We start from the raw sequence: 19,537 nt of genomic DNA on the forward strand, positions 1-19,537 counted from the left end.
AGTGGGCCGAGCTGGTCGCGGCCGGCCCCCATCAGGAGTTAACCATCATGCAATTCGTCGCTTTTGAGCGCGCCAAGCAAGGTACGGGTGCGAGCCGCCGCCTGCGCATCACGGGTCGCGCACCCGGCATCGTGTACGGCGGCAGCGCCGAGCCCCAGCTGATCGAGCTGGACCACAACGCCCTGTGGCACGCGCTGAAGAAGGAAGCCTTCCACTCCAGCATCCTGGACATGGAAGTGAACGGCCAGACAGCCAAGGTGCTGCTGCGCGACGTGCAGTACCACCCCTTCAAGCAGCAGGTGCTGCACGTGGACTTCCAGCGCGTGGACGAGCGCACCCGCGTGCACCTGAAGGTGCCGCTGCACTTCGAAGGCGTGGAGGAATCCCCCGCCGTGAAGCTGGAAGGCTGCACCGTGACCCCCGTGGTGCACGAGCTGGACGTGGTCTGCATGCCCTCGCAGCTGCCCGAGTTCCTGAAGGTGGACCTGAGCCAGCTGACTGCCAAGACGGCGCCTGGCGTGCAGTCCGTCAAGACGCCCCACGGCGTCAAGGTGGTCGTGCGCGGCTCCAACAAGAACCCTCCCCTGGTGTCGATCAAGCTGCCCGAAGTGGTGGTGGATACCGCCGCTGCAGCGCCCGCAGCCGCTCCGGCCAAGAAGGGCAAGAAGTAATCCACTGACCGGATTGCTTCGCGCCGCGCGGCAGGCTCTGGCCTGCTGCCATGCCACACGGCCCGCCTCGCGCGGGCCGTTGTCCTTTGTGCGCCAGGCTGGCGCGTTCCGGATAATCCGCCAGATGATCAGACTGTTTGTAGGCTTGGGCAACCCCGGGCCGGAGTACGAGGGCACCCGCCACAACGCGGGTTTCCAGTGGGTGGACGAGGTGGCGCGCCAGCTCAAGGTGACGCTGGTGCCCGAGCGCAGCTACTGGGGCTTGGCCGCGCGCGCCAGCGTGCAGGGCACCAATGTGTGGCTGCTCAAGCCCCAGACCTACATGAACCTGTCGGGCAAGTCGGTGGCGGCCCTGGCGCGCTTTTTCAAGATCGCCCCGGACGAGGTGCTGGTGGCGCACGACGAGCTGGACTTCGAGCCCGGCACCACCCGGCTCAAGAAGGGCGGCAGCCACGGCGGGCACAACGGCCTGCGCGACATCCACGCCCAGCTGGGCTCGCCCGACTACTGGCGGCTGCGCATCGGCATCGGCCACCCGGGCGTCAAGTCCGAGGTGGTGCACTGGGTGCTCAAGCGCCCCGCCCAACCCGAGCGCGAGTGCATCGAGGACAGCCTGCAGCACACCCTGAAGGCCCTGCCGGTGCTGCTGTCCGGCGACATGGAAAAGGCCGTGCAGCAGATCAACACCGTCAAGCCGCCACGGCCCAAGCCACCACGCCCAGCGCCAGCGCCGGCTTGATTCAAAAAAGAGAGCTGCCGGCGCTTGCCCCATAAGGGCTGGAGGCCAAAAAGACCCCTATTTGACCAGCGCCTGCTGCGCCTGCAGGCGCTCGAACTTCTGCAGCAGCGTCTCCTGGCTTTCCAGGTGCGCGGGGTCGTGCGGGATGCAGGCCACCGGGCAAATGGCGACGCACTGCGGCTCGCCGAAGTGGCCCACGCACTCGGTGCACTTGGCCGGGTCGATGACGTAGTGCTCGGGGCCCATGGAGATCGCCTCGTTGGGGCACTGCGGCTCGCACACGTCGCAGTTGATGCACTCCTCGGTGATCATCAGCGCCATGGCGCAGCTCCACGCAAGGAGGCGAGCGCAAGGCGGGCGGCGGTGGCGGGCTGGGGCATGGGCGCAATTATCCGCCCCGCTCTCTTGCTGCCCGGGCCATGGCCCGAACGCCCCTGCGGCTTTTGCCGCTATGCTGCGGGCCCCGGCGCCGGCCGCCGCCTTGCTTCCCGTCCATGGCCCTGTTCGTCCTGAAACGCCTCGCCACGCTGGCCGCCACCCTGCTGGCCGCGTCGATCGTGGTGTTCCTGGTGCTGGAGATCCTGCCCGGCAACGCCGCCCAGGTGCTGCTGGGCCCGGACGCCGCCCCCGAGGCCGTGGCCGAGCTCACCCGCCAGCTCGCTCTGGACCTGCCGGCCTGGCAGCGCTACCTGCAGTGGATGGGCGGCCTGCTGACCGGCGACATGGGATTGAGCCACGCCTACGGCACGCCGGTGGCGGGGCTGATCGCCGAGCGCCTGGCCCTGACCATCCCGCTGGCCCTGCTGGCCATGCTGCTGGCCTCTGCCCTGGCCCTGGCCGCGGGCGTGTACGCCGCCGCGCGCCACAACCGGCTGGGCGACGTGGGCGTGATGGCGCTGGCGCAGCTGGGCATCGCGATTCCCAACTTCTGGTTCGCCATCCTGCTGATATTGGTGTTCTCGGTGAAGCTGCAGTGGTTCTCTGCCGGTGGGTTTCCCGGCTGGACGGAAGAAGCCGGCGGCGGACCGTGGCCGGCGCTGCAGGCGCTGTGGTTGCCGGCGGTGTCGCTGGCCGTGGTGCAGGGCGCCATCCTGGCGCGCATCACCCGCTCGGCAGTGCTGGACGTGATGCGCGAGGACTTCGTGCGCACCGCCCGCGCCAAGGGATTGAGCCGCCAGGCGGCGCTGCTGCGCCATGTGCTGAGGAACGCCATGATCCCCGTGGTCACCGTGATGGGCCTGCAGTTTGCCAACCTGCTGGCCGGCACCATCGTGGTGGAGAACGTCTTCTACCTGCCCGGCCTGGGCCGGCTCATCTTCCAGTCCATCGCCAACCGCGACCTGATCGTGGTGCGCAACTGCATCATGCTGCTGGCGGCCATGGTGGTGCTGGTGAACTTCGCCGTCGATCTGCTGTATGCGGCCATCGACCCGCGCGTGAAGGTGGCCGGCGCATGAGCCCCCGCCCAGCCACCCTGCTGGGGGCTCGCCCCGCAGTGCGAAGCACGGAGGTGACCCCATGAGGGCGGCGCGCCTGCCGCGCGCGCTGCGCCACCGCAGCCTGGTGCTGGGCGCCCTGCTCACGCTGGCCCTGGTCGCCGCGGCCCTGCTGTCCTTCGTCTGGACGCCCTGGCCGCCCTACGAGATGGACATGGACAGCGCCCTGGCCGCGCCCAGCCGCATGCACTGGCTGGGCACCGACGCTTTCGGGCGCGACGTGGCTTCGCTGCTGCTGGTGGGCGCACGCGCCACCATCGCCGTAGGGGTGATCGCCGTGGGCATCGGCTTGGCGGTGGGCACGCTGGCCGGCCTGCTGGCTGCCGCGCGCCGCGGCTGGGTGGACGAGCTGATCATGCGCGTGGCCGACTTCACCTTCGCCTTTCCGGCGCTGCTGCTGGCCATCATGCTGACCACCGTTTATGGCCCCGGCATGGTCAACGCCATCATCGCCATCGGCATCTTCTACATCCCCACCTTTGCCCGCGTCACGCGCGCTTCGGCGCAGGCCGTGTGGACGCGCGAATACGTGCTGGCCGCACGCGCCAGCGGCAAGGGCGCGGCGCGCATCACGCTGGAGCACGTGCTGCCCAACATCGCTCCGGTGCTGATCGTGCAGGCCACCATCCAGTTCGCCCTCGCCGTGCTGGCCGAAGCCGCGCTGTCCTACCTCGGCCTGGGCACGCAGCCGCCCCAGCCTTCCTGGGGCCGCATGCTGGCCGAGGCGCAGACGCTGATGCTCCAGGCGCCGCTGCTGGCTGTCTGGCCGGGCGTGGCCATCGCCCTGGCCGTGCTGGGCCTGAACCTGCTGGGCGACGGGCTGCGCGACGTGCTCGACCCGCGCATGAAATGAGGAGCACCCCCCTGAGCGGCTGCGCCGCTTCCCCCCTCTCTCGCCGCGCTGCGCGCGGCGGGAGGGGGGACGACGCCACTGGATCGGCGAAGCCGGATCCACGGCGTCTGCTGGCCTGGTGCGGTCGTGTGCGGGGCGCGCTGCCCGTGACAATGAGGCATGGATAAGGTGCAGGCAGCTTTGCTTGAAGTACGCGACCTGCGCATCGCGCTGTCCACCCGGCGCGGTAGCGTGGAGGCCGTGCGCGGGATGGACTTCACCCTGGCGCGCGGCGAAACGCTGGGGCTGATCGGCGAATCGGGCAGCGGCAAGTCGCTCACGGCGCTGGCGCTCATGGGCCTGCTGCCGGACGGCGCGCAGGTGACGGGCAGCATCCGCCTGGACGGGCAGGAGCTGGTCGGCCTGGCGGACGCGCAGTGGTGCCGCCTGCGCGGCAACCGCATGGCGATGGTCTTTCAGGAGCCGATGACCGCGCTCAACCCGGTACACCCCATCGGCCGGCAGGTGGCCGAGCCGCTGCGCCTGCACCGCGGCCTGTCGGCACGCCAGGCCCGGGCCGAGGCCATCGCTCTGCTGGAGCGCGTGGGCATCCAGCGTGCGGCCGAGCGGCTGGGCGCCTATCCGCACCAGTTCTCCGGCGGGCAGCGCCAGCGCATCACCATCGCCATGGCGCTGGCCTGCGGGCCGGACCTGCTGATTGCCGACGAGCCCACCACTGCGCTGGACGTGACGCTGCAGCAGCAGGTGCTGGAGCTGATCCAGGCCCTGGTGGCCGAGCGCGGCATGGCGCTGCTCTTGATCTCGCACGACCTGGCGGTGATCGCCGGCGCCGTGCAGCGCACCCTGGTCATGTACGGCGGCACGGTGGTCGAGCAGGGGCCGACGCGCGCCGTCTTCAGTCGGCTGGCCCACCCCTACACCCAGGGCCTGTTCGCCGCGCGCCCGCAGCTGGGCGCCGGCCGCGTGTCGGGGCTGCGCCTGCCGACCATTGCCGGCACCGTGCCCGAGCTGGCCGACCTGCCCCCCGGCTGCCCCTTTGCCGGCCGCTGCCCGCGCACCATCGCGCAGTGCAACGCCGCCCTGCCGCCGCCCGTGGCGCTGGGCGAAGGGCACACAGCGCGCTGCATCCGCCTGGGGGACAACGTTTGAGTGCTACCCTATTGATAGCTGCTGGCGCTTGCTGCACAAGCGCTACAGGCCTTTTTGACTCCTGTTTCGCCCGCCAGCCAGGAGCGCCCCCATGAGCGCCTCTGCGCCCCTGCTGCAGGTGCGCGACCTGCACCACCACTACCCGCTGCCGCGCACGCGGCTGCTGGGCCCGCGCCCGATGCTGCCGGTGCTGCACGGCGTGGACTTCTCGATCACCACCGGCCGCAGCCTGGGCGTGGTGGGCGAATCCGGCTCGGGCAAATCCACGCTGGCGCGCATCGCCATGGCGCTGGAAACGCCCGCCAGCGGCAGCGTGCAGCTGCTGGGGCGCGACCTGCACCGCCTGGCGCCGGGCGCGCTGCGCGCGGCGCGGCGCGACTTCCAGATGGTCTTTCAGGACCCCTATGGCTCGCTGGACCCGCGCCAGACGGTGCAGCGCATCGTCACCGAACCGCTGCGCGCCCTGGGCCGCCCCACGCGCGCCGAGGCGGCGGCGCGCGCCGCCGAGGTGCTGGCCCAGGTCGGCCTGCGCCCGGGCGACGCGCACAAGTACCCGCATGAATTTTCCGGCGGCCAGCGCCAGCGCATCGCCATCGCCCGCGCCCTCATCACCCGCCCGCGCCTCATCGTGGCCGACGAGCCCGTGAGCGCGCTGGACGTGTCGGTGCAAGCCCAGGTGCTGAACCTGCTGGCCGAACTGCAGGAGGAGCACGGCGTGACCTACCTGCTCATCAGCCACGACCTGGCCGTGGTCAGCCACCTGTGCGACGAGGTGCTGGTGCTGCAGGGCGGGCGCGTGGTCGAGCGCGGCGCGCCGCGCGAACTGTTCGCCCACCCGCAGCACCCCTACACGCAGTCGCTGGTGGCTGCGGTGCCGCGGCTGGTGGTGTAAAAAGCACGCCAGGCACCGCCTTGTGCGGCGCACCATCACCGGGCCCGAACCGGCCCACCACAAGGAGACGCAAGCCATGTTCAACCGCCGCACCGCGCTGGCCACGGGCGCCCTGGCCGCCAGCGTATTGACCACGCCGCTGCAGGCGCTGGCCCAGGCCGGCAAGAAGGACAGCGTGACGCTGGGCATGACGCTGGAGCCGCCGGGGCTGGACCCGACGGCCGGCGCCGCCTCGTCGATTGCCGAGATCACGCTCTACAACCTCTATGAGACGCTGACCAAGATCAACAGCGACGGCAGCGTCTCGCCCCTGCTGGCCGAAGGCTGGGAGGTCTCGCCCGATCTCAAAACCTACACCTTCCGCCTGCGCCGCGGCATCACCTTCCACAACGGCGAGCCGTTCAACGCCGAGGCCGTGAAGTTTTCGCTGGACCGCGCCGGCGGCGACAAGAGCACCAACAAGGACCGGCGCACCTTCGCCGCCCTGACCACACAGGTGGTGGACGAGCACACGGTGGTGGTCATCAACAAGGACATCGACCCGGACCTGCTGTTCCTGCTGGGCCAGGCCACGGCCGTCATCGTCGAGCCCAAGAGCGCGGACAGCAACGCCGCCAAGCCGGTGGGCACGGGCCCCTACAAGCTGGGGGCGTGGAGCCGGGGGGCCTCGGTGTCGCTGCTGGCCTGGGACCAGTGGCGCGACGCCTCCAAGATCCGCATCCGCCGCGCCCTCTTTCGCTTTATCCCCGACCCGGCGGCGCAGGTCGCCGCGCTGCTGGCCGGCGACGTGGACGTCTTCCCCCGCGTCACGCCGCGCAGCATGGCGCAGTTCAAGGGCAACCCGCGCTTTCAGGTCCTCATCAGCGGCTCGCGCGCCAAGACCATCCTGGCGATGAACAACGCCAAGAAGCCCCTGGACGACGTGCGCGTGCGCCGCGCCATCGCGGCGGCCATCGACAGGAAGGCCGTCATCCAGGGCGCGGCCGACGGCCTGGGCGTGCCGATTGGCAGCCACTACGTGCCCGGGGCCTTCGGCTACGTGGACACCACCGGCATCAACCCCTACGACCCGGACAAGGCCAGGCGCCTGCTGGCCGAGGCCGGTGTCAAGACGCCGCTCACCCTGACCATGACGCTGCCGCCCGCGCCGTATGCGCGCCAGGGCGGCGAGGTCATCGCCGCGCAGCTGGCCAAGGTGGGCATCACCGCCAAACTGCAGAACGTGGAATGGGCGCAGTGGCTGTCGGGCACCTACGGCAACAAGAACTACGACCTGACCATCATTTCGCACGTCGAGCCGTTGGATCTGGGCAACTTCGCCAAGCCGGACTACTACTGGGGCTACCAGTCCGAGAAGTTCGACCAGCTGTACGAGCAGATCAAGAACGCCACCCGCCCGGCCGACCGCGCCCGCCTGCTGGGCGACGCGCAGCGCCTGCTGGCCGAGGACTGCGTGCATGCCTTTTTGTACCAGCCGCAGTGGGTCACCGTGGCCGCCAAGAACCTGCGCGGGCTGTGGAAGGACATGCCGGTGTTCGTCAACGACCTGTCGGCGCTGTCCTGGGCATGACCGGGCTGCACGAGCTGTCCGCGCGCGAGCTGCTGGCGGGCTACCGCGCGCGCAGTTTTTCTCCGGTGGAGGCCACGCGCGCCGTGCTGGCGCACATCGAGCGCTGGGAGACGCAGCTGCACGCCACCTGGCTGCTGCGCCCCGAAGCGGCGCTGGCGCAGGCGCGCGCGAGCGAAGCGCGCTGGCTGCGCGGCGCCCCCTGCGGGCCGCTGGACGGCGTGCCGGCCACGCTCAAGGACAACATCGCCACCGCCGGCGACCCCACGCCGCTGGGCACGGCCGCCACCGACCTGGTGCCCGCGGCGCAGGATGCTCCGCCCGCCGCGCGCCTGGCCGAGGCCGGCGCGGTGCTGGTGGCCAAGACCACCATGCCCGACTTCGGCATGCTGTCCTCGGGCCTGTCGTCCTTCCACGCCCTGGCGCGCAACCCGTGGGACCTGTCCAGGGGGCCGGGCGGCTCCAGCTCCGGGGCAGGCGCCGCCGCCGCGGCGGGCTACGGGCCGCTGCACGTGGGCACGGACATCGGCGGCTCGGTGCGGCTGCCGGCCAGCTGGTGCGGCATCTTCACGCTCAAGCCCAGCCTGGGGCGCATCCCCATCGACCCGCCCTACACCGGCCGCGCCGCCGGCCCCATGACGCGCAGCGTGGGCGACGCGGCGTTGATGATGCAGGCACTCAGCCGCCCCGACGCGCGCGACAGCATGAGCCTGCCGGCGCAAGCCATCGACTGGGAGGGCTACACCGGCGGCCCCGAATCGCTGCGCGGCCTGCGCTTGGGCCTGCTGCTGGACGCCGGCTGCGGCCTGCCCGTGCAGGGCGACGTGCGCGCCGCCGTGCAGGCCGCCGCGCAGCTGCTGGAGCAGGCGGGCGCCACCATCGTGCCGATGCGGCCCTTCCTCACGCGCGCCATGCTGGACGGCATGGACCACTTCTGGCGCATGCGCTCGTACATGGACCTGCGCCTGCTGGCGCCCGAGCGCCAGGCGCGCGTGCTGCCCTTCATCCGCGACTGGGCCATGAGCGCAGCAGCGTTTGACGCCGCCCACGTCTATGAGGCCAGCCAGCAGTTTCACGCCACGCGGGTGGCCACGGTGCGCGCCTGCGCGCCCTTCGACTACGTGCTTTCGCCCGTCGCGCCCATCACTGCCTTTGCCGCCGAGCTGCCGGCGCCGACGAACGACCCGCTGCGCCCGCTGGAGCACATCGCCTTCACCGTGCCCTACAACATGTCCGAGCAGCCGGCCGCGTCCGTCAACTGCGGCTTTGGCAGCACCGGACTGCCCATCGGACTGCAGATCGCCGGCCAGCGCTTCGACGACCTGGGCGTGCTGCGCGTGGCCCACGCCTTCGAGCAGCTGCGCGGGCCGCAGCGGCCCTGGCCACAACCGCCCCCGGCCTGAAAAATATGCATGAAAAACGGCTCCAGCGCTTGCCACGCAAGCGCTGGCAGCTACGCTTTCAATAGCATCAGCGCTGCGCTGTCGCCAGCCGCAGCGCCAGGCCCAGGAAGATCAGTCCGGCCGTGCGGTTGAGCAGCCACTGCGCCCGCGCCGAGCGCTGCAGCAGCGCGCCGAACGCCCCCGAAAAGCAGGCGATGGCGCCAAAGACCAGCAGCGTGGCCACCATGAAGACCAGCCCCAGCGCCATGATCTGCGGCGCCAGGGGCCCGCGCGCCGGGTCGGCAAACTGCGGCAAGAAGGCCAGGAAGAAGATCAGCACCTTGGGGTTGGTCAGGTTCATCACCACGCCGCGCCCCACCATGCGCAGCGCCCCGCCGGCGCGGCGCGTGGTCGCCTCGCCAGCGGCCTGCGCTGGCGCCGCTTCGGGCGGCGCAGCCGGCGCACGCAGCGCACCCCAGGCCAGCCACGCCAGGTAGGCCGCGCCACACAGTTTCAGCGCCGTGAAGGCCGCGCTGGAGGCCGCGAACACGGCGGCCAGCCCCAGGGCCACGGCCGCCGTGTGCCCCACCAGCCCCAGGCACAGGCCCAGCACCACGCACATGCCCGCGCGCCAGCCGCGCTGCGCGGACTGCACCAGCACGAACAGGTTGTCCGGCCCGGGCGTGAGGGCCAGCAGCACGGCAACGCCAAAGAAAGCGATCAGGGTCTGCAAGGTGGGCATGGGTGGCGTTCCAAAAGGGGCGGTTGTGGGCGCGTGCAGGCCGCACAATACCGGGTTTGCGCGCGCCGCCGCTCGCGCCACCCCGCTTTTTTGGACCCCGTCGTTGCCATGGACCCCTTCCTCCTGGTGGCCTTTGCCGCAACCAGCGCCTGGCTGCTCAACGGCCAGCAGCAGCGCCGCCGCATCGTGCTGCTGGGCCAGCAGCTGGCGCCCTACCAGATCGAGCGCCTGATGCAGACCCTGACCCAGGGCTACCTGCGCGCCATGGGCGAGGCCACGCCCGAGCGCCGCCAGCAGGTGCTGGACGTGCTGGCCACCAGCGAGACCCAGCTGTGCGAGCAGTTCGAGCGCTTTGCCGCCGCCTTTGCCCGCCTGCCCGCAGAGGACACGCGCGTGAGCCGCCTGGCGTTCGGCCTGCCCTTTGCCACCCAGCTGCTGCCCGCCGCCACGTTCGACATGCGCGAGCTGCTGGCCGTGCATGCGCGCGGCATCGCCCACACCCTGCGCAACGAAGGCGGCCTGGGCCCGCGCGAGCGCGCCTTCGCCATGACGGCCGAGCTGCTGCTGATGCAGCACAGCTGCCACTGGTTTTGCAAGTCCCGCGCCGTGGCCAGCGCCCGCGTGATGGCGCGCCACCAGACGCCCCATGCCCAGCTGGTGGCCGCCGTATCGCCCGGCACGCGCGCGCCCTACCTGCGCCTCACGACCGGCGCCTGATTTGTTCACACCTGCTTACATGCGGCGCTGTCCTACCTGGCGCCGGCACGGGCGCTGATCCAATGGCCCTTCAGCCATGACAGTGACCCACCCCACCCTCTCCTGCGCCCCCACCTGGGCTGCGCTGGGCGTGCAGCACGCCATCCTTGCCCGGGCCATGCCCGTAGTTCGCCATGACATCGCCGGCATGCTGACCATCATGCGCATGGCAGCGGTCGTGCTGCGCCGGCGCGCACAGGACGCCAGCGAGCCGCTGTCCGCGCAGCTGGAGCAGCAGGAAGAGCACCTGGCCAGCCTGTCCGACAGCACGCGGCGCCTGCGCCACTGGGATCTGCAGGGCCCGCACGCGCCCGAGCCCATCGCCACCACGGTCCAGCTGGCACGCGACCTGGCCTCGCCGCTGCTGGCCATGCGCGGGCTGCAGCTGCAGCTGCCTTCGCCCGAAGAGCCACCGCTGCCCGCCACCCGCGTGCCGCAGCAGCCGCTGCTGTGCCTGCTGCTGGGCGCCGTCCACCTGCTGGCCGAATCGCCTGCGGGCCCGCCAGCGAGCGTGCGCATCCTCCCCGGGTCGCAAGGCGCAGGCAGCCTGCGCGTGCAGGCCGAGGGCGTTGCCGCCGATGCGCCGCCGGCAGCGCCCACGCCCGGCATGCCGGCGCTGGACGGCGCCGCCCTGGCGCACCTGGCGCAGCACCTGGGCGCCGGCTGGCGCCATGGCCCGGGCTGGGCCGAGATCGACACTCCGCTGCCGGCGTAGCCGTCAGCCCAGCGCCAGCGCCGCCACGCCGGCGGCGATCAGCACGGCCCCCATGACGCGCGCGCCGCGGTCGCCCTCGCCCAGCAGGTGCCCACCGATCAGCGCGGCAAACAGCATCGACACCTCGCGCGCCGGCGCCACCAGCGACAGCGGCGCGCTCTGCATGGCAAATAGCACCAGCACGTAGGCGATGGGGCTGACAGTGCCCACCAGCAGCGCAAAGCGCCACTGCGACGTCCACAGCGGGCGCAGCTCGGCCGGGCGGCGCAGCGCCACCGGCGCCAGCACCGCCACGCGCACCAGGTTGCCCATGTAGTCCACCAGGATGGGCGACAGCAGCATGGCCTTCACGGCGTAGCCGTCCACTACCGTATAGCTGGCGATGAACACGCCCGTGAGCAGGCCGTAGAGCAGGCCCTTGCGCAGGCGCCGCTGCGCCTGGCCCCCGCCGCGCCCGGCCCGCAGCAGCGCCGGGCCGCCAGCGATCAGGAAGACCCCGCCGACCACGGCGGCGATGCCCAAGGCACCCCAGGCCGTCAGCCGCTCGCCCAGCAGCACGATGGCCGTGAGCGAGGACAGCAGCGGCCCCGTGCCGCGCGCCAGCGGATAGACCACCGTCAGATCCGCCTTGCGGTAGCCGCGCAGCAAGATGACGTAGTACAGCACGTGCAGCAACCCGCTCACCGCCACGATGGCCCACTCGCGCACGCCCCACAGCGGCACGGCAGAGCGTCCCAGCCACCAGCCCAGCGGCGCCCACACGACCATCATCAGCACCGAGGTGAAGAAGGCGAAGCGCGCGTCGCCGCCGGCCTTCTTGGCGGCGATGTTCCATAGCGCGTGGATCAGTCCGGCCAGCAGGATCAGGCCGAAGGCTTGCAAGGTCATCGTGGCACGGGGGCGGGGGCGGGCAGTGAAAAGGCCGCAGCGCCCATGCGGCGAACTGCGGCCCTGCAGGTGACGAAAGCGACCTTCAGGCGCGACCCATGATGGAGGCGGTGGCCATCAGCTCTTCCAGCAATGCAAACGAGACCTTGCCCGAGGCGCCGTAGGGGTCAAATTCGGGGCGCTCGGAGTATTTCAGCACGATGGAATGGTTCAGCTTGGCCAGGTTCACCTGCCCCATGGTCCAGCCGCCGAAGCGGCGCTCCGAGATCTCCTCGAAGCCGAGCAGCTCCACGTCCTTGTGCCGCGCGTCGCGCTGGATATGGCCGTACAGCTCGCTGACCGCAGCGCGCCCGCCCTCGATGGCCTGCAGGAAGATGCCTGCGCCATAGCACAGCACGCCGGTGATGCCGGTGGCCGGGTTGTGCTGGCGCGACTGCGCCAGGATGGCTTCGATGGCGGCGGGTGAGGTGTCCACCGCGCGGCTGACGTAGAGCAGGCGCACCAGCATGGCTCGGGTTCCTTGTACGGCTGTAATGAGGGCGACTGTGCGTCAGCCCCGCCCGGGGATGAGCGAGAGAAATTCGCGCCGCAGCGTAGGGTTGGTGAGAAACACGCCGCGCATGACGGAGTTGAGCATCTTGCTGTCCATCTCGCGCACGCCGCGCCAGGACATGCAGAAGTGGCTCGCTTCCATCACGATGGCCAAGCCGTCGGGCTGGGTCTTTTCCATGATCAGGTCGGCCAGCTGCACCACGGCTTCTTCCTGGATCTGCGGGCGGCCCATGACCCAGTCCACGAGCCGCGCGTATTTGGACAGGCCGATCACGTTGGTGTGCTCGTTGGGCAGCACGCCGATCCAGATCTTGCCGATCACCGGGCAGAAGTGGTGACTGCAGGCGCTGCGCACCGTGATGGGCCCGACGATCATCAGCTCGTTCAGGTGCTCGGCGTTGGGGAACTCGGTGATGGGCGGCGGCGCCACGTAGCGGCCCTTGAAGACCTCGTTCAAGTACATCTTGGCCACGCGGCGTGCGGTGTTCTGCGTGTTGTGGTCGCCCTCGGTGTCGATCACCAGGCTGTCGAGCACGCCCTGCATCTTGGTCTCGACCTCATCCAGCAGCTGCTCCAGCTCGCCCGGCTGCAGAAACTCGGCAATGTTGTCGTTGGCATGGAAGCGCCGGCGCGCGGCGGCCAGGCGTTCGCGAATCTTGACGGAGACGGGCGTGCCCTCGTCGGGCGCCGGGGCAAGGGGTGCTGCAGGTGGGGAGGCCATGGCGGGATCGTAACAGCGAATCTCCCGCCGAAGGTTTGGAAGGTTTTTGGCCTCCAGCGCTTATCCAGAGCGCGCAGGCAGCTATATAAACAGGAGCAACATCCCGCCATTCGCCACTGGGTATGCTCAGGCCTTGATACAAGGAGAGGGAAGCACCGCAATGCATTTCAGCACGGCACCGGCGCGGCTGCGCCTGTCCAAGGCGCTGGCCGTGGGCTGCCTGCTGTTGACCATGGGCTGCGTGGCCCTGGCGCTGTGGGCCGGGGAGCGCAAAAGCGCCGTGCAGGGGCCGTGGGGGCTGGCCGTGCTGCCTGGCGGGCAGGTCTGGCTGAGCGTGGACGACGCACTGTGGCAGCTGGACGCCCAAGGCCGGCGGCTGAACACCGTCACCACGGCCCAGGCCGGGCTGCCGGGGCCGGCAGGCATCCTGGCTGCGCATCCGGCCGGCCACCTGGTGGCCTGGGCGCGCCACCACCCCGGGTTGCATCTGCTGTCGGCCGACGACGCACGCCCCCTGCATTCCCTCATCCCCGCCTGGCCCGCCGCGCTGCGCCGCCATGCGGACAACGCCATCCACTTCGCCTTTGCGCCCGACGGGCGCGTGGCCATTGCCACCGGCGGCGGCCACGCCGTGGCCCAGTTCGGGCCGCAGGGCCAGTTCCTGGGCCAGTCGCCGGCGGGCACCTACCGCTTCACCAACGGCCTGTGGTGGGACGAGCCTGGCGGCGGCTGGTGGGCCAGCGACACCAACCGCCCCGCCCTGGTGCGCCTGGACGACGCCACGCTGGCGCCGGCCCAGCGCATCGCACTCACCGGGCGGGCCCCGGGCGGGTACTTCCTGGGCCTGGCCATGGCCCCCTATCGCCATGCAAAAGAGGCCCGGGCGCCCGCAGGCACCGTGGCGCGTCTGGACAACGCGATGGAGACGGGCCAGCTGGTGGACGTGTGGCCCGACGGCTCGCAGACCGCCTACCCGCTGCCGCCCGGGCAAGGCGCCCTGGAGCCGCGCGCCATGGCGCGGCTGGGCGCCGACGTGCTGGTGGTGGACGGCCAGCGCTTTGCCGTGCTGCGCTACGGCCCCGGCCGCACCTTGCTGGGAGACTGGGGCAGCGACGAAGTGCGCGCCGCGCTGGCCCAGCGGCGCGGCGACGTCGCCGCCTGGGGCCGCTGGTACCGCATCGGCCTGGGCAGCGCTGCAGCCTGGTTCGCGCTCGGGTTGCTCCTGGCCGTGCGCAGCCAGCGGCTGCAGGCGCAGGCCAGGCTGGCGCAGGTGCGGCCGGAGTGGGTGGCGGCGCACAGCGGCGCCCCCTGCCTGCACATCGCCGGGCAGCCCCCGTTGCCGGCGTGGCGGCGGCTGCGGCTGGTGGTGGGCGGGCTTTGGCCCACGCTGCTGGGGCTCGGCCTGGTGGTACTGGCTGCGCGCTGGCTGCTGCCGCCGGTCCTGCGCTGGCTGCTGCCCATCGCGTCGCATGCCGACCTGCGCACCGCCCTGGTCGCCGCGCCCATGCTGGCCCTGCAGGCCGTCATGGTGCTGCTCGTGCGCCAGGCCAACCAGCGCCTGCAGACGCAGCCCGCCCTGGAGCCCCTGGCTGCCCAGCGCGCGCAGCGGCTGCTGGCCCGGCCCGACGCGTTCTGGCCCCTGTGCCACCGCGGCGAACAGCCACGCGAGACACTGATGCTGGGCAGGCGCTGGCTGGTGCTGACCAACCAGCGCCTGCTGGTGTTCAAGACCAACGGGCGCGACGTGCGTCTGCTCGCGGCCCACCCGCGCGGAGCCCTGCGCACGGCGCAGGCCACGCCGCTGCGCAGCGCGCCGCGCCTGTCCGCCCGGTTGCTCGGCTGGCTGCTGCCGGGCCACCTGCACCTGGCGGTGGCGCTGGCCGATGGCAGCACCCTCGGCGGCACCGCCAGCAATGCCCACGCAGCGCGGCGCGTGGCGGCGCTGCTGCGGCACGCCCCTGCACCGCAGCCCGCCGCGCCTATCGCGCCGCCCGCGCGGGGCGAGCTCCGCCGCGCACCGCTGTACATCCTGGCCTCGCTGCTGCTGCCCGGCACGGGGCAATGGCTGCAGCGCCGCGCAGGCTCGGCGCTGGTGCTGTTCGCGGCCTGGCTCGTGCTGGCCTTGCCCTTCGCCTATGCCGCCTGGGCCGCGTGGTGGCCCAGCAGGGACGTGGCGCCCGCCGTGCTGTGGCAATCGGCCCTGCTACTGCTGGGCATCCACCTGCTCGCTGCGCTGGACGCCTGGTACCTGCGCGAGGTGCAGGACCTGCAGGCTCAGTAGCGGTTGCCCGTCACCCACAGCGCGGCACGCATCAGGCCGAAGGCCATGCGGTCCAGCAGCCGCTCGCGCCAGGGGCGCCGGGCGTAGGCCTGCGGGTTCAGGGGCCTGCCGGCATCGGCCATGGCACGGGCCAGGCGCTCTCGCAGGTCACGCGCAAAGGCGGCGTCCTTGACCACCACGTTGGCCTCGCGCGCCAGCAGCAGCGACAGCGGGTCGAGGTTGGACGAGCCCACCGTGGCCCAGGGCCGCGCGCCGTGGGCGTCGATGACGGCCACCTTGGCGTGCAGGAAGCTGGGGGCGTACTCGTAGATCTCCACACCGGCCGCCAGCAGCGCGCCATAGACCGGCCGCGCCGCGTGGTACTGCATGAAGTATTCATAGCGCCCCTGCAGCAGCAGCTGCACGCGCACGCCGCGCCGCGCCGCGTGCTTGAGGGCGCGGCGCAACCGCCCGCCGGGGATGAAGTAGGCGTTGGCGATGATGACTTCGTGCCGCGCGCGGGCGATGGCGCGGCGGTACGAGCGCTCGATGCGCGTGCGGTGGGCCAGGTTGTCGCGCAGCAAGAAGGTGGCGCGCATGCCGCGGCTGGCTTTCTCTGCATGCCGGCCCTTGAGGCGGGCGAGCCGCGCTGCGCGCCAGTCCGCCAGGGCCTGGCCCAGGCGGCGCCGGCGCGCGTCCTGCCCGGCCTTGAGCTGCCACCACAGCTGCTCCATGGACTCGCTGGCCTGTGCCACCAGGCTGCCCTGCACGCGCACGGCAAAGTCCAGCCGCGGGGCAGCCAGCCGGCCGTGGTTGGGGTCGTGAAAATCGTCCAGCACGTTGATGCCGCCGCAAAACAGCACCCGTCCGTCCACCACGCACAGCTTGCGGTGCAGCCGCCGCCAGCGCTGGGGCAGCAGCAGCCCCAGCGGGCCCAGGGGCGAATAGACCTGCACCCGCACGCCGGCCTGCTCGAAGGCGTGGCGCCAGGGCGCTGCCAGCGCGGCAGTGCCAAAGCCGTCCACCACCAGGTGCACCCGCACGCCGCGCCCGGCGGCGCGCACCAGGGCCTGGGCCACACCGGCGCCGCTGCCGGTGCAGTCGAAGATATAGGTTTCCAGCTGGATGTCCGACAGGGCCGCATCCATGGCGGCGATCAGGGCCGGAAAGAATTCGGCCGTGCCCTGCAGCAGTTCGATCTGGTGGTTGGAGCGGCTGGGTCGAACGGAGACGGGCCGGGGCGCGGGCATGCCCCAAGACTACAGCTGGAATTCCGCGATCAGCGGCAGGTGGTCGGACATGCGCCACCAGATGCGCCCGCGCGGCACCTGCAGCGACAGCGGACGCAGGCCGCGCACATACACGTGGTCCAGCTGCACCATGGGCAGGCGCGCCGGGTAGGTGAAGGCATCGGGCGACTCGTCGTACTCGAACAGGCCGAAGCCGGCCAGCATGCGCTTGATCTGCAGGCCCCAGTCGTTGAAGTCGCCCGCCACCACCAGCGGCGCCCCGGCGGGCACCTCGCGTTCGATGAAGCGCTGCAGCTGCGCCACCTGGCGGATGCGGCTGCCGGCGATCAGGCCCAGATGCACCACGATGGCATGCACCGGACGGCCCTGCACCTCCACCTCGACGTGCAGCAGGCCGCGCTGCTCGAAACGATGGTCAGAGATGTCCTCGTGCCTGTGGCCCAGCACCGGCCAGCGCGTGAGCAGGGCGTTGCCGTGCTCACCGTGGCGCGTGAAGGCGTTGGTGCGGTACACCGCCTCGTAGCCCTCCGGCGCGAGGTACTGCGCCTGCGGCACCTGGGGCCAGCGGTCGAAGTACTGGGCCTCGCGCCGGTTTACCGAGCGCACCTCCTGCAGGCAGACGATGTCCGCGTCCAGCTGCTCCACCGCCAGGCCCAGGTTGTGGATCTCCAGGCGGCGCGCCGGGCCCATGCCCTGCACGCCCTTGTGAATGTTGTAGGTGGCCACGCGCAGGATGCCGGGGTGCTCGGCGGCGGCGTGAGGGTCGGTAGGCAGCACGGTCATGGCAGGATGAATCTGGGCAGCCACAAAATGGCTTCGGCATTGGAGGACGAACGGCAGCGGTCAGCCGCCTCGCGCCAATTCAACCATGCATATTCCGTGTGCTCCCGCGGATTCAAGGCCACGGGCGTGTCGGCCGGCACCTGCAAGCCAAACACCCGCTCGGTGTTGTGCCACACCCCGGGGGCGTAGCGGTGCTGCCATTCGGGGTAGATGGCGTAGGTGTTCTCCAGGCCCCAGTCGGTCAGCAGGCAGCCGGCAGCGCCTGCCTGGATACCCGTTTCCTCGGCCACCTCGCGCGCGGCCGCCTCGCGCCAGGGTTCCTCTGGCCAGTCCTTGCTGCCGGTCACCGACTGCCAGAAGGGCTGACCTTCGTGCAGCGCGGCGCGGCGCAGCAAGAGCACGTCCAGCGCGCAGGTGTGGATGACCACCAGAACGGATTCGGGAATCTTGGGCATGGCAAAGGCAGTATGGGCGCGGCAGGCACGGGTTTCAAAACGTTATATTCGCGCCCTTTCTCGCCCTCCCGCTGCCCGCTGATGCGCACGCCTGCCCTCCCGAACGCGACCACGCTGGCCTTCCTGGCCTGGACCGTCCTGTTTGCCCCGCCCCTGCTGGGTACGCCCGACCTGCGCACCGGGGTGCTCGTGCCCCTGTCGGCGCTGCTGTGGTGGCCCCTGGTGTACCTGCGCCCGACGCGCGCGCTGGCGCTGCTGGCGCTGGTGCTGGCGGGCGCGGCAAACGTGGTGCACATCCACTATTTCGGCGTGCTGGTGGACGACTCTTTCATGCTGACGGCAGCGCGCACCAACGCCGGCGAGCTGCGGGAGTTCGCCTCCGCCCTGTCGGTGGACGTGCTCGGCTGGCTGCTGGCGTGGCTGGCCGTGGCCACGCTTGCCAGCGTGCTGGTGCTGCGCCATGCCCCGCACTGGCGCGCGCTGCGCAGCCAGCCGGGCGGGCGGCGCGTGCTGTGGCTGGTGCTGTGCGCCTGGGTCGTGCTGTGCGGCTGGGCGTTCAGCCGCGAGTCGCTGTCCAAGCGCTTCGTCTACCGGTTGCGCCATGCCTATCCGCTGCAGGTGGTCTCGGCTGCGGTACGCCAGACGGAGATCGCCGCCGCCCTGCTGTACCAGCCGCGCCTGCCCACTGCGCCAGTGGCCGGGCCGCAGGTGGACACGGTGGTGGTGGTGCTGGGCGAAAGCGCCTCGGCGGCCCGCTGGTCGCTGCTGGGCTATGCCCAGGAGGACACCAACGCACCGCTGCGCGCCATCGAAGGGCTGCAGACTGCCCGCACCATGGCCCACGGCTTCGTCACCTCGACCGCCCTGCCGTTCTTGCTCACGGGCATGGACATGGGCGCCAGCGTCGAGCAGGCCGCACCCACCTTCCTGGACCTGGCGCACAGCCCGCAGGCCGGCTACAAAACGTTCGTCTTCAGCAACTCGCGCGCCTTTGACACGCAGGAGGACTTTTTCCTGCGCGCCCTGCGCCGCTCGGCCGATGTCTATCGCAAGGTGGGCGACGGCGAGCACGACGGCGTGCTGACCCCGCACCTGGAGGCCGCGCTGGCCGACCCCGCCCCGCGCAAGCTGATCGTGCTGCACACCTACGGCAGCCACACCCAGCTGGAGCAGCGCTACCCCGCCCGCGACTACCGCCTGCCAGACGCCTACGACAACACCATCCGCTACACCAGCGACCTGCTGGCGCAATGGATCGCCCTGGCCGACCAGCGCTCAGCCGCGCAAACGGCCCTGCTGCTGTACGCCAGCGACCACGGCATGATCCTGCCGCCCTGCGCGAGCGACTACCGCCACGGCCTGTCCGTGACCAGCCTAGAAGTGCCCCTGCTGGCCTGGGGCAACGCCCGCCTGCGCCAGTCCCTGTCCGAGCTGCTGCCCCGCTTCACCGAGCAGGACAAAGTGGACGCACGCCACAGCAACGCCCTGCTGGCCCGCCTGGCCCTGCGCGCCACCGGCTTCAGCGATGTGGCCGCCGCTCCTGCCTGGACCGAGACGGACGCGCCGCGCTACAAGGGGCGGCCCTGGGGCGAGGTGAAGCGGGGTGATGCCTGCACGCCGCAGTGAGCTGCGGGCCAGCGGGCAGGTGCCTCAGCTGGCCGCGCTT

General features: G+C 71.3%; 20 protein-coding genes. 12 read left to right on the plus strand and 8 right to left on the minus strand.

The features are described 5' to 3' along the window. Positions 1–47 precede the first annotated feature (47 nt). Positions 48–671, plus strand: coding sequence for a 50S ribosomal protein L25/general stress protein Ctc (locus C7H73_RS13570; RefSeq protein WP_106847133.1), 624 nt, complete (start codon positions 48–50; stop codon positions 669–671). A gap of 124 nt (positions 672–795) precedes the next feature. Further along, positions 796–1,410, plus strand: a complete 615-nt coding sequence (gene pth / locus C7H73_RS13575) for an aminoacyl-tRNA hydrolase (protein ID WP_106847134.1) — start codon at positions 796–798, stop codon at positions 1,408–1,410. A gap of 57 nt (positions 1,411–1,467) precedes the next feature. Here pth and C7H73_RS13580 read toward each other — a convergent pair whose 3' ends face one another. Further along, positions 1,468–1,731: a YfhL family 4Fe-4S dicluster ferredoxin gene (locus C7H73_RS13580; RefSeq protein ID WP_106847135.1), complete on the minus strand. Its 264-nt coding sequence runs from the start codon at positions 1,729–1,731 to the stop codon at positions 1,468–1,470. A 173-nt stretch (positions 1,732–1,904) separates the two neighbouring features. Here C7H73_RS13580 and C7H73_RS13585 point away from each other — a divergent pair, with 173 nt between their 5' ends. The 6 genes from C7H73_RS13585 (at position 1,905) to C7H73_RS13610 (ending at position 8,770) form a co-directional block, all read left to right on the plus strand. After that, entirely contained in the window at positions 1,905–2,867 is a 963-nt protein-coding gene (locus C7H73_RS13585) for an ABC transporter permease (RefSeq protein WP_106847136.1), read from the plus strand. Positions 2,868–2,928: 61 nt separating this feature from the next. Further along, the gene (locus C7H73_RS13590) at positions 2,929–3,759 is read left to right on the plus strand and encodes an ABC transporter permease (RefSeq protein WP_106847137.1); all 831 of its coding nucleotides are present in this window, start codon (positions 2,929–2,931) and stop codon (positions 3,757–3,759) included. A 159-nt stretch (positions 3,760–3,918) separates the two neighbouring features. Beyond that, entirely contained in the window at positions 3,919–4,908 is a 990-nt protein-coding gene (locus tag C7H73_RS13595) for an ABC transporter ATP-binding protein (RefSeq protein ID WP_106847138.1), read from the plus strand. Positions 4,909–4,999: 91 nt separating this feature from the next. Next, positions 5,000–5,800, plus strand: coding sequence for an ATP-binding cassette domain-containing protein (locus C7H73_RS13600; protein WP_106847139.1), 801 nt, complete (start codon positions 5,000–5,002; stop codon positions 5,798–5,800). A 76-nt stretch (positions 5,801–5,876) separates the two neighbouring features. Further along, positions 5,877–7,370: an ABC transporter substrate-binding protein gene (locus C7H73_RS13605; protein WP_106847687.1), complete on the plus strand. Its 1,494-nt coding sequence runs from the start codon at positions 5,877–5,879 to the stop codon at positions 7,368–7,370. Then, complete coding sequence (locus tag C7H73_RS13610; protein ID WP_106847140.1) at positions 7,367–8,770, plus strand: amidase; 1,404 nt, start codon at positions 7,367–7,369, stop codon at positions 8,768–8,770. Before C7H73_RS13605 ends, C7H73_RS13610 begins: the two co-directional genes overlap by 4 nt. A gap of 67 nt (positions 8,771–8,837) precedes the next feature. Here the strand turns inward: C7H73_RS13610 and C7H73_RS13615 are convergent, their stop codons facing one another. Next, positions 8,838–9,491, minus strand: coding sequence for a LysE family translocator (locus C7H73_RS13615; protein ID WP_106847141.1), 654 nt, complete (start codon positions 9,489–9,491; stop codon positions 8,838–8,840). 108 nt (positions 9,492–9,599) lie between these two features. Between C7H73_RS13615 and C7H73_RS13620 the strand changes: the two genes are divergently transcribed. Together C7H73_RS13620 and C7H73_RS13625 are read left to right on the plus strand one after the other, a co-directional pair. Next, positions 9,600–10,208 carry a hypothetical protein gene (locus tag C7H73_RS13620; RefSeq protein ID WP_106847142.1) on the plus strand — a complete coding sequence of 203 codons (609 nt, stop codon included), beginning with the start codon at positions 9,600–9,602 and terminating at the stop codon, positions 10,206–10,208. Between the two features lie 76 nt (positions 10,209–10,284). After that, entirely contained in the window at positions 10,285–10,962 is a 678-nt protein-coding gene (locus C7H73_RS13625; RefSeq protein WP_106847143.1) for a hypothetical protein, read from the plus strand. A 3-nt stretch (positions 10,963–10,965) separates the two neighbouring features. On the opposite strand, the gene C7H73_RS13630 is transcribed toward C7H73_RS13625, so the two are convergent. From C7H73_RS13630 to folE, 3 genes are all read right to left on the minus strand, one after another. Further along, positions 10,966–11,850 carry a DMT family transporter gene (locus tag C7H73_RS13630; protein ID WP_106847144.1) on the minus strand — a complete coding sequence of 295 codons (885 nt, stop codon included), beginning with the start codon at positions 11,848–11,850 and terminating at the stop codon, positions 10,966–10,968. Positions 11,851–11,935: 85 nt separating this feature from the next. Continuing rightward, the gene (locus C7H73_RS13635; RefSeq protein WP_106847145.1) at positions 11,936–12,358 is read right to left on the minus strand and encodes a BLUF domain-containing protein; all 423 of its coding nucleotides are present in this window, start codon (positions 12,356–12,358) and stop codon (positions 11,936–11,938) included. Positions 12,359–12,400: 42 nt separating this feature from the next. Beyond that, complete coding sequence (folE, locus tag C7H73_RS13640) at positions 12,401–13,123, minus strand: GTP cyclohydrolase I (protein ID WP_106847146.1); 723 nt, start codon at positions 13,121–13,123, stop codon at positions 12,401–12,403. Positions 13,124–13,283: 160 nt separating this feature from the next. On the opposite strand from folE, the gene C7H73_RS13645 reads away from it, so the two are divergent. Beyond that, positions 13,284–15,404, plus strand: a complete 2,121-nt coding sequence (locus tag C7H73_RS13645; RefSeq protein ID WP_106847147.1) for a hypothetical protein — start codon at positions 13,284–13,286, stop codon at positions 15,402–15,404. Here the strand turns inward: C7H73_RS13645 and clsB are convergent. From clsB to nudB, 3 genes are read right to left on the minus strand one after another with little or no spacing between them, the layout of a single operon-like run. Then, positions 15,398–16,633 (minus strand): cardiolipin synthase ClsB, encoded by a 1,236-nt coding sequence (clsB, locus tag C7H73_RS13650; protein ID WP_106847148.1) that lies wholly within the window; start codon positions 16,631–16,633, stop codon positions 15,398–15,400. The genes C7H73_RS13645 and clsB overlap by 7 nt on opposite strands. Before the next feature lie 9 nt (positions 16,634–16,642). Continuing rightward, complete coding sequence (locus C7H73_RS13655) at positions 16,643–17,416, minus strand: endonuclease/exonuclease/phosphatase family protein (protein ID WP_106847149.1); 774 nt, start codon at positions 17,414–17,416, stop codon at positions 16,643–16,645. Next, positions 17,413–17,871: a dihydroneopterin triphosphate diphosphatase gene (nudB, locus tag C7H73_RS13660; RefSeq protein ID WP_106847150.1), complete on the minus strand. Its 459-nt coding sequence runs from the start codon at positions 17,869–17,871 to the stop codon at positions 17,413–17,415. The genes C7H73_RS13655 and nudB overlap by 4 nt, the downstream gene beginning before the upstream one ends. An 81-nt stretch (positions 17,872–17,952) precedes the next feature. Between nudB and C7H73_RS13665 the strand changes: the two genes are divergently transcribed. Then, on the plus strand, positions 17,953–19,497 hold the full coding sequence (locus C7H73_RS13665) for a sulfatase-like hydrolase/transferase (RefSeq protein ID WP_170104814.1): 1,545 nt from the start codon (positions 17,953–17,955) through the stop codon (positions 19,495–19,497). Positions 19,498–19,537 lie beyond the last annotated feature (40 nt).

Source organism: Pulveribacter suum (assembly GCF_003013695.1).
GTDB lineage: Bacteria > Pseudomonadota > Gammaproteobacteria > Burkholderiales > Burkholderiaceae_C > Melaminivora > Melaminivora suum.